Source organism: Streptomyces sp. So13.3, from assembly GCF_005860785.2.
GTDB classification, from domain to species: Bacteria; Actinomycetota; Actinomycetes; order Streptomycetales; family Streptomycetaceae; genus Actinacidiphila; species Actinacidiphila fildesensis.
Map to the genome: position 1 here is coordinate 3,771,654 of NZ_CP048835.1, position 13,531 is coordinate 3,785,184.

Here is a 13,531-nt window from a genome sequence, read left to right on the forward strand (position 1 = left end):
TCCCTGTCCTGCATTGGGGGGCCTCTCCCGGCGGACCGGGAGGGATTTGCTCAGGAGCGGGCGCAAAAACGCCGAAGGCCAAGGCTACGGGGCCCGTGGCGCAGGGTCAAACCGGGTGGCCGGGCGGCCGGCGGACGTAGTGCGGAAGGGCGGGCCCGAGGTCTCCGGGCCCGCCCTTCACCGTCTCAAGACGGCTTGTCACACCAGCAGTTGAGCTACTCGCTGTCGGCCGTACCGGCGGTCTTCTTCGTGGCCGCCTTCTTGGCCGGTGCCTTCTTGGCGACGGTCTTCTTGGCCGCCGTCTTCTTCGCCACGGCCTTCTTCGCCGCCGGCGCCTTCTTCGCGGCCGCCTTGCGCGGCGCCCGCTTCTTGGGCTCCGTGACCGCCCCGTCGGCCTCAGCGGCCTCCTGGACGGCCTCTGCGGCCTCGGTGGCGGGCTCGGTGCCGACGACCACCACTGCGGCGCCCTCGGCCGCCGGAGCGGTCACCTCGCGGGTCGCACGGCGGCGGGCGCGGGGCGGTGCGGCGGAGGGAGCGGGCTGCGCCGCCTCCACTGCCGCTTCCACGACCGGCTCCGGCGTCGGCTCGACGACGGGGGCGGCCTCGACCACGGTGACGGGCTCGGCCTCGGAGGAGGCCGGCGAACCCGCCGGGGCGCTCACCTTGCGGGTGGCACGGCGGCGCGTACGGCCCGGGGCCTGCGGCTCCATGACCGGTTCCGCGACGGGTGCCGGTTCCGCGACCGGCTCGACGACGACCGGTTCCGGGGCCTCGGCCGCGGGCTCGATCACGAACTCGATCACCTCGGCGGCCGGCGACTGCCGGTCCGCGAAGGGCGCGCCCGCCGGGGCGGTGGCCTTACGGCTCGCCCGGCGGCGGCCGCCACGGCCACGCGACGTCGCCGCGGCCTCGGCCTCGGCGGCGCTGCTGAACCACTCGTCGTCGGTCGCGACCGTCGGCACCAGCTCGGCCTCGGTCACCGCGACCGGCTCCAGCTCCGGGTACTCGTCCGCGTCCTCGTGCGCCTCGTACTCGTCGTTCTCGGTGTCGTTGCCGTTCTCGTTCTCGGTGTCGTGCTCGTGCGTGTGCTCGTCGCCCGCACCGGTCCCGGCCTTGCCGCGGCGCTTGCGCTTGCCGCCGCCACCGGTGGTCGTCGCCTGGTCCATGTGGACGATGACGCCGCGCCCGCTGCAGTGCACGCAGACCTCGGAGAACGACTCCAGCAGGCCCTGGCCGACCCGCTTGCGGGTCATCTGCACCAGACCGAGCGAGGTGACCTCGGCGACCTGGTGCTTGGTCCGGTCCCGGCCCAGGCACTCCAGCAGCCGCCGCATGACGAGGTCGCGGTTGGACTCCAGGACCATGTCGATGAAGTCGATGACGACGATGCCGCCCAGGTCGCGCAGCCGCAGCTGGCGCACGATCTCCTCGGCCGCCTCCAGGTTGTTCTTGGTGACGGTCTCCTCGAGGTTGCCGCCCTGACCGGTGAACTTGCCGGTGTTGACGTCGACGACGATCATCGCCTCGGTCTTGTCGATCACCAGCGAACCGCCGGACGGCAGCCAGACCTTGCGGTCCAGCGCCTTCAGCAGCTGCTCGTCGATCCGGTACGTCGCGAAGACGTCGACCTCGGAGGTCCACCGGCTGAGCCGGTCGGTCAGGTCCGGAGCGACATGGTGGACGTACTCGTTGATCGTCTCCCACGCCTCGTCACCGCTGACGATGACCTTGGTGAAGTCCTCGTTGAAGATGTCGCGGACGACGCGGACCGTCATGTCCGGCTCGCCGTAGAGCAGCGTCGGGGCGTTGCCGCCCTTGGCGCGCTTCTGGATGTCGTCCCACTGGCCCTGCAGCCGGTCGACGTCGCTGCGCAGCTCCTCCTCGCTCGCACCCTCGGCGGCGGTGCGCACGATGACGCCCGCGTCCTCGGGGACGATCTTCTTGAGGATGGTCTTGAGCCGGGCGCGCTCGTTGTCGGGCAGCTTGCGGCTGATGCCGGTCATCGAGCCCTCGGGCACGTAGACCAGGTAGCGGCCGGGCAGCGAGATCTGGCTGGTGAGGCGGGCGCCCTTGTGGCCGATCGGGTCCTTGGTGACCTGCACCAGGACCGACTGGCCGGACTTCAGCGCGCTCTCGATCCGGCGCGGACCGTGGCCCATGCCGAGCGCCTCGAAGTTGACCTCGCCGGCGTACAGCACCGCGTTGCGGCCCTTGCCGATGTCGACGAAGGCGGCCTCCATGGACGGCAGCACGTTCTGGACCTTGCCCAGGTAGACGTTGCCGACGTACGAGGTGGCCTGCTCCTTGTTCACGTAGTGCTCGACGAGGACGTTGTCCTCCAGCACGCCGATTTGGGTGCGCTCACCGCTCTGCCGGACGACCATGACGCGCTCGACGGCCTCGCGGCGGGCCAGGAACTCGGCCTCGGTGATGATCGGGACGCGGCGGCGGCCCTGCTCACGGCCCTCACGGCGGCGCTGCTTCTTCGCCTCCATGCGGGTGGAGCCCTTGATGGAGGTCACCTCGTCGAAGCCGGTGCCCAGGCTGGGCTCGGCCTTGGCGCGCGGCTCACGGACCTTGACGACCGTGCGCTCCGGGTCGTCGGCGACCGTGCCGTCGTCCCCGCCCGAGTCGCCACTGCGGCGACGGCGACGGCGCCGGCGACGGCTGCTGGTGGAGCCGTGGTCGTCGTCCTGGCCACCGTCCGACGCCTCGGCGTCGTCCTCGGTGTCGTCCTCGTGCTCCTCGTCCTCGGCCGACTGCTCGTCGCCCTCGGCGGACTCGCCACGGCGACGGCGGCGGCCACCACGGCGGCGGCGGCGCGACGGACGGTCGTCCGACTCGTCGTCGTCCTCGTCGGACACGGTCTCCTCGGACACCGCGTCGGCGGTCTCGTCCTCGGCCTCGACGGGCGCGGCTTCGGTCACCACGTCCTCGGCCGGGGCGCCGCGGCGACGGCGGCGGCGACGCGAACCGCCCTCCTGCTCGTCGTCCTCGTCACGGGACCGGACGGCCGGAGCCGGCGGCTCCTCCTGGACCGGTTCGGCGGCGACGGGGGTGGTGACGTGCTCGGCGGCCTGGAAGACCGGCGGCTGGAAGACCATCGTCGGCGGGCGCACCGCACGGCGGCGGCCACGGGTCGGCGCCGGCTCGGCCGGAGCCTCCTCGGGCTCGACGGCCACCGGCGCGGCGGTCTCCTCCGGCTCGGCGGGCTCGACCGGACGGGCGGCCTCGACGGCCTGCTCGGCGGCGACGGCGCGCTTGCGGGTGCGGCGGTTGCGGGCCGGGGCCTCCGCCTCGGGTGCCTCGGCCACGGCCTCCTCGACCGGGGTGAACTGCGGGGCGGCCTCGGCGGTGCCCTTACGGGTGGCGCGGCGGGCGGCACGCGGCGCGGCAGGCGCCTCGGTGTCCTCCTCGTCCGGCACGACGGGCTGCGCGGCCGGTGCGGCCTGCGCGAAGGTGTCGTCCTTCGGTGCCAGCGCGCCCGGCTTCAGCCGGCGGGCGCCGTCGCCCGCGGCCGACGAGGCCGACGGGGCGGAGGGAGCGACGCGCTTGCGGGAGGAGCGGCGGCCACGGCCCGGGGCCTCGGCCTCCGGACGCGGCGGGTGCCGCGGCAGCGGGGGCCGCGGCGACGACCGGCGCGGGGCGGCGGGCGCCTCCTCGATGAACTGCGGAGCCTGGGCGGGCGCGGCGACCTTGCGGGTCGCGCGGCGGCGGGGCCCAGGTCGGGGCGGCGGGGTCCACGGTTGGCTCGGCCGGTGCCTCGACGGCGGCCGGGGTCTCGGCGGCGGGCGCCTCCTCGACTGCCTGCGGGGCCTCGGACGGCGCGGTGACCTTACGGGTCGCACGACGACGGCGCGCGGCGGCGCGGCGGAGTCCGGGGCGTCAGCGGCCTCGGCCGGGGCTTCGGGCGCGGCGGCCGGTGCGACCGCCGGGGTCTCGGCACGGCGTCGGGGGGCCGCAGGGGCACCGGGGCCGGGGCCGTCACCTTGCGGGTGGCGCGACGACGGGCGCGGCGGCGCGGCGGAGGTGTCGGTGTCCTCTGCGGACGCCGGGCTCGCGGCCGGGGCCTCGTCGGCCGGGCGCGGCGGGCAGGCCGGCCGGGCGGGACAACGGCCCGGCGGCGACGGCGGGGGCCGGCTTCTTTCGCTGGTTGCGGCGCCGGTGTCCGGCGCCTCGTTGGGCTCGTTGTGATCGAGCATTCGGGCAGTGCTCCCGTCATGCTCCCGGGCGCCGCGCTCTGTTCCGGTGGCGGCGGGCCGCGACGTCGGTCGTGGTGCCGCTGTCCGGGGGCGCGGGCGCCGCACGGGAGCTGTTGTCTCGCTCGTCGGCACGCCTGTGACGGGCCGACGAAAGTCTTATGAGGTCAGCGTCACCGGGCCCGGGTGGCTCCCTGGCGCGTCGGCAACACGTCGACGGCGTTCCTACGCGGAAGCTTCCCCAGCCTTCGGCGGGGAGTCCCCACTCGGCACCGTCGCGGCGTCGCGATCTGGCGCGAGCGGGTCGGTGACCGTCCCGGACTCTTCGTGGAGCGGCCCCTGCGCCAGCCTGGTCACCGCTGCGGGGACCGGCGGCGCGAGGTCGGCCGTCACACGGAGGCCGGACAGGACGTCGTCGGGTCGCACGGCAGGTGTCAAGTGCCGAACAACTAGCCGCAGTATCGCACAGGCGACAGGCTCGGGCCTATCCGCACCCTGTTCGAGCGCGTCAGCCGGCATGACCTCGAGCCGGGTGACGGCGTCGCGCGCGTCGAAGGCGCGCATGCCGTTCTTGGTCTTCCGCTCGACCTGGACGGTCTCGGCGGCGAGGAAGAGGGCGACCGCACGCTCCGCCTCGGCCGGCTCGACGCCGTCGAGCCGGAGCTGCCATACGGAGGCCTGCAGCCGCTCGGCGAGGCCGGAGGTACGGGCCTCCACCGCTTCGGTGATGTCGAGCCCGGTGGGCAGCGACTCGTCGAGCAGCAGTCGCAGCTTCTCGGGGTCGCGGACCTCGGTGAGGCCGATCTCCAGGTACTCGGCCTCGCTGCCGACGCCGGTGGGCGCGGCGTTCGCGTACGAGACCTTGGGGTGCGGGGTGAAGCCCGCCGAGTACGCCATCGGCACCTCGGCGCGGCGCAGGGCCCGCTCGAAGGCGCGCTGGAAATCGCGGTGACTGGTGAACCGGAGGCGGCCGCGCTTGGTGTAGCGCAGGCGGATGCGCTGCACCGTCGGTGCGGGCGGTGGGCCTTCGGGCTGTCGCTTGCCCAGTGTCGTTCAGTCCCTCGTACGTCTGCGGAGGCCTTGTCGGGGCCCGTTTGTCATACCCAAGGTTACGCCGCGTCGCGCACAGGTGATGACGGGCGGTGCGGAGCAGCGGGCCCGCGGGGTTTCGGCCAAATCTCATCCTCGCCTCCGGCCACCGCCATTCGCATCTCGTATGCGTAACGGGTCTGGACCGGAACCGTTCCGTGGGACCGGTCCGCACCGCCGGGTCGAGATCGAACTCACCAACGAGGAGCGGGCCGCCCGGGCGTTCCTCGTCGGCGACCTGGCGTACGGCGTCGGCATCCGCCGGCTGACGACGGCGCCCCGCCGGGTCCCGGTCCCGCTCAGCGATGGCCCGGCGGGACGCGCTTGCCGAACTCCGGGGCGCGCTTCACGAGGTCCGGGACGGGCGCCGCGCTCTGCTCCGGAAGGCGCGGGGCGCTCTTCGGCGCCCCGAACAGCATCCGGCGGGCGTCCGCCCGGGCCTCGCGAACGGTCACACGGACGGTGCGCAGCGCGTCCTGAACGATCTGCCGGGCCTCACCGACCGCCCGTCCGACCGGCGCGAGCACTTCGCGCCGCGTCCAGCGGCCGACGGCGCGCACGGCGTCGGCGGCCGGCACGAAGACGGTGTGCCACACCCAGCGCGCCGGATCGCCGATCAGGGTCCGCGCCAGCCACTTCAGCCCGCGCCCCACCGCCCGCGAGATGTACCCGGCGACCCGCCAGGCATGGCCGAGCGCGGCGGCGATCTCCCGCCCCACCGGGGCCAGTACATAGCGGTAGAGGGCCACGACGGGCACCACGAGCAGATACCGGAGCAGCCAGCCGACAGCCGTGCCGACGGCCTCGGCCGACCAGGTGAGGGCCGTGCCGAGCGCCCGCACCGACCACCCTGCGGCCCGGCCCAGCGGCGTCAGCACGTACCGGTGGAACGCGACCACCGGCACCACGAACAGCACCCGCCCGAGCCACACCGCGGCGGTGCCGGACGCGCGAGCCGTCCGGACCGCGGCATGGCCGAGCGGCGTGAGTACGTAGCGGTAGAGAGCCACGGCCGGTACGGCGACCAGGTAGCGGAGCAGCCGGCCGGCGGCCGTGCCGAGTGCCCGCACCGACCACCGTGCGGCGTGGCCGGCCGGCGTCAGCACGTAGCGGTACAGGAGCACCAGCGGAACGACGACCAGCACGCGCAGCAGCCACCGCACGGCCGCGCCGGTGCCGTGGCCGGTGGCCGCGAGGGCGGCGGCCAGCGCGCGGGCGGCGGGGGCCAGGACGGCGGTGTGCAGCAGCCGCAGCGGCCGGACGAGGAGGTGGGTCACGAGCAGGACGACGCCGGTCCCGAGCAGCCGGACCAGCGCGGCCAGGCCGGATCCGGCGGCGCGCAGCGACCACGTCACGCCCCGGCCGAACGGCGTCAGGACGTAGCGGTACAGGGCGCCGAGCGGCACCACGACCAGCGTGCGCACCAGCCACCGGGCGGTGGTGGCGGTCCCCCGGCCGGCCGGGACGAGTACCGCCGTCCAGAGCCACACCAGCGGGACGGCGATGAGGACGCGGCCCAGCAGGGCGAGGGCGCCGCCCAGCCACCGGAGGGCGCGGCCGGTGCCGCGGGCCACGGCGCTGAGCGGTTCGACGACGACGCGCCGCCAGAGCCAGCCCAGGCCGGCGCCCAGACCGCGGCCCAGGGCGGCGAGCGCGTCCCACGCCATCCGCACCGGAAGGATCACGACGAGCGCGAAGATCCGCACCGGCATGCGTATCGCGACCGTCAAGCAGCCCTGGCCGGTGTCCCGTTCCCCCGTCACGCTCATGCGCGCACGGTACGTGACGCCGGCCGGAACCCAGAAGCGGAGGTGCCCCGGGCAGCTCGCCCGGGGCCCCGCCCTACGTCCCCGCGTCCGTCAGACGGCCGCCGGCGCGGTGTCCTGCTCGGTGTCGGGGTCGATCCCCTGGAGGTACTCCTCAGTGATCTCCTTCGGCCCGAACGGCCAGACCTTCTCGAAGCGGGCCCACAGGAGGAAGGCGACGCAGCCGAGGGCGACCCACGCCAGGGACCACTCGATGGGGTGACGGCCGGGCGAGTTCTTGTCCGCGTAGCCGTAGATCACCAGCCAGCCGACGAGGGCGATGATGCTCGGCAGCGGGTAGAGCCACATCTTGTACGGCCGGTGCAGACCGGCCTGGCGGCGGCGCAACACCGAGACCGCGAGGATCTGCGCGAGCGCCTGGACGATCACCATGACGGTGGTGAGCAGTTGGATGAGGGTGGCCAGATCGGTGTGGCGGCCGATGAGGAAGCCGATCGCGGTGATGACGCCCATGGTGGCCAGGCCCAGCATCGGGAAGCGGTGCTGGGCGTGCAGCTTCCCGTACTGGCGGAAGAAGACGCGGTCACGGGCCGCGTCGTAGGGCACCCGGGAGCCGCCGAGGAGTCCGGTGAAGACCGAGGCGAAGGCCGTGATGAGGATGAGGACGGTGACGGTGTCGGCGGCGCCCTTGCCCCAGGTCTTCTCCATGACCGCGGAGGCGACCGACGAGGAGGCGATGTCGTCGGCGTTGAGCATCCGGTGCCAGTCGATGACCCCGAGGGTGCCGATCTGGAGCAGCAGGTAGATCCCCATGATGCCGAGGATCGAGAAGATGATGGAGCGCGGCAGGATGCGCCCGGGGTCCTTGATCTCGGCGCCCATGTACGCGGTGGTGTTGTAGCCGAGGTAGTCGTAGATGCCGATGGTGAGACCCGCGGCGAAGCCGATCCAGAAGGTGTGGCTGGTCAGTTCGAAGGCGTGCGCGGGGTAGGTGAAGGCCAGGTCCGCGTCGAAGTGGGTGAACGCGGCGAGGATGACCAGCGCGACCGACAGGATCATCACGCACCACATGACGGCGGTGATGCGGGCGATGTGCTCGATACCGCGCCACAGCAGCAGGACGACGAGCGCGATCATGCCGAGACCGACGGCGTCCCCCGCGTTCTGGCCCATGTCGGGGGCCAGATAGCCGAGGTACTGGACGAAGCCGACGACTCCGGTGGACATGATCAGCGGGATGAAGAGCATGGCCGTCCAGACGAACAGGAACGGCATGAGCTTGCCCGAGCGGTACTGGAACGCCTGCCGGAGGTAGACGTACGAGCCGCCGGAACCGGGCATCGCCGCGCCCATCTCGGCCCAGATCAGACCGTCGGCCAGCGCCAGCAGGGCGCCGGCCAGGAAGCCGATCACGGCCTGCGGCCCGCCGAACGCGGCGACCATCAGGGGGATGGTGACGAAGGGTCCGATGCCGCACATCTGGCTCATGTTGATGGCGGTGGCCTGGAACAGGCCGATACGGCGGACAAAGCCGCCGGCAGGTGGCGGGGAGCCGGACACGGTGCCTCCCTGGGCAGGTGACGGGGACGGGGAGCGGACTGCCGTTTCGCCAGTGCAGGGGTTCGCCTCGGCGCCGGGCGTGCTTAAGTTAAGTACCTTTACTTGATGCGTCAAGGGGTCACGGCGATATGCATGAGAATGGTGCGATGAGCAGCAGCGACGGTGGTGCGGAACAGCCCTGGAACCGACAGCGACTGCGCAGCACCAACGAGCGGCTCCTGCTGGAGCGGCTGCGGACCGGGGGCGTCGCCTCCCGCGCCCAACTCGCCCGCGAGACCGGCCTGTCCAAGCCGACGGTCTCCAGCGCCCTCGCCTTCCTCGAACTGGCAGGACTGGTCCGCGAAGCCGGCCTGCACACCCCCGAACGCGGCCGCGTCGCCGTGCTCTACGCCCCCGACGCGTCGGCCGGCTACGCGCTCGGCATCGACATCGGCCGCGCGTGGCTGCGGGTCGCCCTCGCCGACCTCGACGGAACGGTCGTCGCCCGCGCCGACGTCCGCAACCGCGCCCGCAGCTCCGCCGCGATGGCCGACCTCGTGGTCGCCACCTCCCACCAGGTCGTCGCCGACTCCGGCGTCCCCCCCGCCAAGGTCGCCCACGCGGTGGTCGGCACCCCCGGCGTGTACGACGAGACGCAGCGCCGGGTCCGCTACGCCCAGCACCTGCCCGGCTGGGGCCGGGCCGGCCTCTTCGACCGGATGCGGGACGAACTCGGGGTACCGCTGGCCGTCCACAACGACGCCAACCTGGCGGCCCTCGGCGAGTACACCTTCGGCGTCGGCGCGGGCAGCAAGCTCTTCGTCTACGTCATGATCGGCACCGGGCTCGGCATGGGCGTGGTCTCCGAGGGCCGGCTGTTCACCGGCGCGCACGGCGCGGCGGGCGAGATCGGCTATCTGCCGTGGGCCGGCCCCGGCCACCACCGGCCGGACACACCGGACACCCTGGAGAGCGCGGTGGCGGCCGACGCCGTCGTCCAGGCCGCCCGCGGGCTGGGCATGAGCGGCCCGCTCACCGCCAAGGACGTCTTCGACGCGGCACGGGCCGGCGACGTCGCCGCTGTGGCCGCCGTCCGCCAGGAGGGGGAACGGCTCGCGCACACGGTGGCGGCGGTGGCGGCGGTGCTGGATCCGGACCTGGTGGTGTTGGGCGGGGGCGTGGGTCACAGCGCGGACCTGCTGTTGAGCACGGTCCGGGACACCTTGCGGGCGCTGACACCGCTACGACCGAAGGTGGTGCCGAGCGCCCTCGGAGAGGACGCGGTGGTTCTGGGCGCGGTGGCCACCGCGCTGGGAACAGCACGGGATGTGGTGTTCGAACAGCGGTCGGCATCGTCCTAGGACGATGCCGACCGCTGCGGTTGCTACTTGACGACCGTCAGCGGGAGCAACTTCTTGCCCGTCGGGCCGATCTGGATGTCCAGGTCGAGCTGGGGGCAGACGCCGCAGTCGAAACACGGGGTCCAGCGGCAGTCCTCGACCTCGGTCTCGTCCAGCGACTCCTGCCAGTCCTGCCACAGCCAGTCCTTGTCGAGGCCCGAGTCCAGGTGGTCCCAGGGCAGGACCTCTTCCTCGGTGCGCTCGCGGGTGGTGTACCAGTCCAGGTCGACGCCGGTGCCGGGGAGCGCCTTGTCGACGGCGCGCATCCAGCGGTCGTAGCTGAAGTGCTCGCGCCAGCCGTCGAAGCGGCCGCCGTCCTCGTACACCGCGCGGATGACCGCGCCGATCCGGCGGTCGCCGCGGGAGAGCATGCCCTCGACGATGCCCGGCTTGCCGTCGTGGTAGCGGAAGCCGATGTTGCGGCCGTACTTCTTGTCGTTGCGGATGGCGTCCCGCAGCTTGGCGAGCCGGGCGTCGGTCTCTTCGACGCCGAGCTGGCCCGCCCACTGGAAGGGGGTGTGCGGCTTGGGGACGAAACCGCCGATGGAGACCGTGCAGCGGATGTCGTTCTGCCCGGTGACCTCGCGGCCCTTCTGGATGACGTTGCGCGCCATGTCGGCGATCTGCAGGACGTCCTCGTCGGTCTCGGTGGGGAGCCCGACCATGAAGTACAGCTTCACCTGGCGCCAGCCGTTGCCGTACGCGGTGGCGACCGTACGGATCAGGTCCTCCTCCGAGACCATCTTGTTGATGACCTTGCGGATGCGCTCGCTGCCGCCCTCGGGGGCGAACGTGAGGCCGGACCGGCGCCCGTTGCGGGTCAGCTCGTTGGCGAGGTCGATGTTGAAGGCGTCGACCCGGGTGGAGGGCAGCGACAGGCCGACCTTGTCCTCCGTGTAGCGGTCCGCGAGGCCCTTGGCGATCTCACCGATCTCGCTGTGGTCCGCGGAGGAGAGCGAGAGGAGGCCGACCTCCTCGAAGCCGGTGGCCTTGAGGCCCTTCTCGACCATCTCGCCGATGCCGGTGATGCTTCGCTCCCGCACGGGGCGCGTGATCATGCCGGCCTGGCAGAAACGGCAGCCGCGGGTGCAGCCGCGGAAGATCTCGACGGACATCCGCTCGTGGACGGTCTCCGCGAGCGGGACCAGCGGCTGCTTCGGGTAGGGCCACTCGTCGAGGTCCATGACGGTGTGCTTGGAGACCCGCCACGGCACGCCCGAGCGGTTGGGGACGACGCGGGAGATCCGGCCGTCCTCCAGGTACTCGACGTCGTAGAACCTGGGGACGTACACCCCACCGGTCTTCGCGAGCCGGAAGAGCACCTCGTCACGGCCACCGGGACGGCCCTCGGCCTTCCAGGCGCGGACGATGTCGGTGATCGCCAGCACCGCCTGCTCGCCGTCGCCGATCACCGCGGCGTCGATGAACTCCGCGATCGGCTCGGGGTTGAAGGCCGCGTGGCCGCCCGCGAGCACGATCGGGTCGTCGAGCGTGCGGTCGGCGGCGTTGAGCGGGATGCCGGCGAGGTCCAGCGCGGTGAGCATGTTGGTGTAGCCGAGCTCGGTGGAGAAGCTCAGGCCGAACACGTCGAACGCCTTGACCGGACGGTGCGCGTCGACCGTGAACTGCGGAACCTGGTGCTCGCGCATCAGGGCCTCCAGGTCGGGCCACACGCTGTACGTGCGCTCGGCGAGGACGCCCTCGCGCTCGTTGAGCACCTCGTAAAGGATCATGACGCCCTGGTTGGGCAGGCCGACCTCGTACGCGTCCGGGTACATCAGCGCCCAGCGCACATCGCAGGCGTCCCAGTCCTTGACGGTGGAGTTCAGCTCCCCACCGACGTACTGGATGGGCTTCTGGACGTGCGGGAGAAGCGCTTCCAGACGGGGGAAGACCGACTCGACAGGCATCAGAGATGTCTTTCATCAGCGGGCAGGGGTGACCCTCAAGACTAGCGCGCCTTCGGAGTCGCCTTCGCCCGGTGGAAATCCCGGCCGTGCGCCGCACCGGATCACGGCCGGAGATCGGCCTCGCGCCAGCGCTCCGGGAGCTGCTCCTCCACCTCGATCGCGCGGGCCCGCTCCAGCTGGCTGAGCGCGCCGTACGGGAAGGCGCTCTCGCCCGCCGCGACGGCCTCCCCGGCCAGCCGGGCGATCGCGACCCGGCACATCACGCTGTCCTGGTGCTCGCCCAGCAGCTGCTGGACGGACTTCATCCGGGCGGTGTGCTCCTTCGCCGGGGAGCCGAGCACCGGGCGGGCGGCCTCGGCGCAGTAGCGGGCACGCTTGGCCGCCTTGCGGGCCTCGTGCAGCGCCAGATCGCGCTCCTGGCCGCGTTCGACGGCCATGGCGGCCTCGACGAGCCTCCGCAGCCGCCGGTGGTCCCGGCGTACGGCCTTCTGCAGCGCGGGCGTCGCGGCCGCCTTCGCGCCCTCCAGGTACGGCGGGTCCGAGAGGAGTGCCTCGACCGTGTCCAGCACCTGGAAGTAGTGCGGGCCGCCGAGCACCCGCAGCACGGCGGCGTGCGTCTCGCCGTGCGCCTTGGTGCCTTCCGCGAGCAGCCGGCTGCGCAGCGTTTCGTCGATCAGGTCCGGGGCGAGCTCCGTGAGCCGCTCCTGCAGCCGCTCGGCCAGCACCTCACGGTCGCGCTCCGTGCCCAGCACCGCGCCGAGCCACTTCAGCTCCTCGCCGACCGGGTCGGTCACGGCCCGGTCCAGCTCCCGGCGGAAGGTCTTCAGGGCGCTGCGCGCCCGCCGGGCCGCGACCCGCATCTGGTGCACGGCGTCGGGCTCGGCCCGCCGGACCTCGGGGTCGAGGGCGATGAGGGCCCGCAGCTGCTCGTACAGATAGGCCAGCGCGGCGTCCCCGGCGGTGAGGATCTCGGCGGGCGGTCCCGGCGGGACGATCGCCGCCGTCAGCCGGTCGCCGAGGGCGCGGGCGAGCTTGGAGGGCGAGTCCGAACGGTGCAGTCCCACGGCGGCCAGCCGCTGCTCGACGGCGTCCAGGAGCGCGGGCTTGCCGCCGACGAGTTCGACCTCGAACTCGGTCCAGGTGATCGCCACGGCCTTGCTCGCCGGGCCGGCTCCCAGCAGCTGTGCGGTGACGTGGTCGTGGGCGATCTCCGCCAGGGGCTCCCCCGCCGCGTCCAGCAGATGCTGCCGCTCGCGGTGGTTCTTGAGCCGCACGACGGGGATCAGCCGCCGCCCCCGGGTGTGCACGGCCACCTCGGCGGCCAGGTCCTTCGGGACGGTGCGGGTCGCGCGTCCGAGCGGGGCGTGCACCTCGGTGCGGGTGTCGGCCTCGGTGGTCGGCAGTTTCAGATGCCAGCCGGCGTCGTCCCCGCCGGTGCGGCGGCGCAGGGTGATCCTGCGGGCCGCGAGGCGCAGGTCCTCGGTGTCGAAATAGACGGCGTCGAGTTCCGCCGGATCCAGGTCACAGCTGCTGACGACCTTGGGCAGCCCGCTGAGATCGGGCTGCTCGAACCGGCCGTCCGCTTCGTACTTGCGCTCGGTCTCCCGCACACGCTTACCCATGAAGGG

6 protein-coding genes and 1 pseudogene are annotated in these 13,531 nt (G+C 73.0%); 1 reads left to right on the forward strand and 6 read right to left on the reverse strand.

Features of this window, described 5'->3' with window-relative positions:
• Positions 1 to 215: 215 nt before the first annotated feature.
• The 4 genes and pseudogenes from C8250_RS17085 to C8250_RS17100 form a co-directional block, all read right to left on the reverse strand.
• Positions 216 to 4,202, reverse strand: a pseudogene (locus tag C8250_RS17085) (Rne/Rng family ribonuclease).
• A gap of 222 nt (positions 4,203 to 4,424) precedes the next feature.
• Positions 4,425 to 5,204, reverse strand: coding sequence for a TIGR03936 family radical SAM-associated protein (locus tag C8250_RS17090; RefSeq protein ID WP_138357744.1), 780 nt, complete (start codon positions 5,202 to 5,204; stop codon positions 4,425 to 4,427).
• Between the two features lie 383 nt (positions 5,205 to 5,587).
• Entirely contained in the window at positions 5,588 to 7,057 is a 1,470-nt protein-coding gene (locus tag C8250_RS17095) for a hypothetical protein (protein WP_138357745.1), read from the reverse strand.
• A 90-nt stretch (positions 7,058 to 7,147) separates the two neighbouring features.
• Positions 7,148 to 8,614, reverse strand: a complete 1,467-nt coding sequence (locus C8250_RS17100; protein WP_138357746.1) for an APC family permease — start codon at positions 8,612 to 8,614, stop codon at positions 7,148 to 7,150.
• A gap of 146 nt (positions 8,615 to 8,760) precedes the next feature.
• Between C8250_RS17100 and C8250_RS17105 the strand changes: the two genes are divergently transcribed.
• Entirely contained in the window at positions 8,761 to 9,954 is a 1,194-nt protein-coding gene (locus C8250_RS17105) for an ROK family protein (protein ID WP_244809170.1), read from the forward strand.
• A 23-nt stretch (positions 9,955 to 9,977) separates the two neighbouring features.
• Here the strand turns inward: C8250_RS17105 and C8250_RS17110 are convergent, their stop codons facing one another.
• Together C8250_RS17110 and C8250_RS17115 are read right to left on the reverse strand one after the other, a co-directional pair.
• Positions 9,978 to 11,903 (reverse strand): TIGR03960 family B12-binding radical SAM protein, encoded by a 1,926-nt coding sequence (locus C8250_RS17110; RefSeq protein ID WP_138357748.1) that lies wholly within the window; start codon positions 11,901 to 11,903, stop codon positions 9,978 to 9,980.
• 101 nt (positions 11,904 to 12,004) lie between these two features.
• Positions 12,005 to 13,525, reverse strand: coding sequence for a CYTH and CHAD domain-containing protein (locus C8250_RS17115; RefSeq protein WP_138357749.1), 1,521 nt, complete (start codon positions 13,523 to 13,525; stop codon positions 12,005 to 12,007).
• Positions 13,526 to 13,531 lie beyond the last annotated feature (6 nt).

Excerpts from the sequence above, each read along its gene's own strand:
- C8250_RS17115 (WP_138357749.1), bottom strand. The coding sequence starts at position 13,525 with ATGGGTAAGCGTGTGCGGGAGACCGAGCGCAAGTACGAAGCGGACGGC.
- C8250_RS17110 (WP_138357748.1), bottom strand. The coding sequence starts at position 11,903 with ATGCCTGTCGAGTCGGTCTTCCCCCGTCTGGAAGCGCTTCTCCCGCAC.
- C8250_RS17095 (WP_138357745.1), bottom strand. The coding sequence starts at position 7,057 with ATGAGCGTGACGGGGGAACGGGACACCGGCCAGGGCTGCTTGACGGTC.
- C8250_RS17105 (WP_244809170.1), top strand. The coding sequence starts at position 8,761 with ATGAGCAGCAGCGACGGTGGTGCGGAACAGCCCTGGAACCGACAGCGA.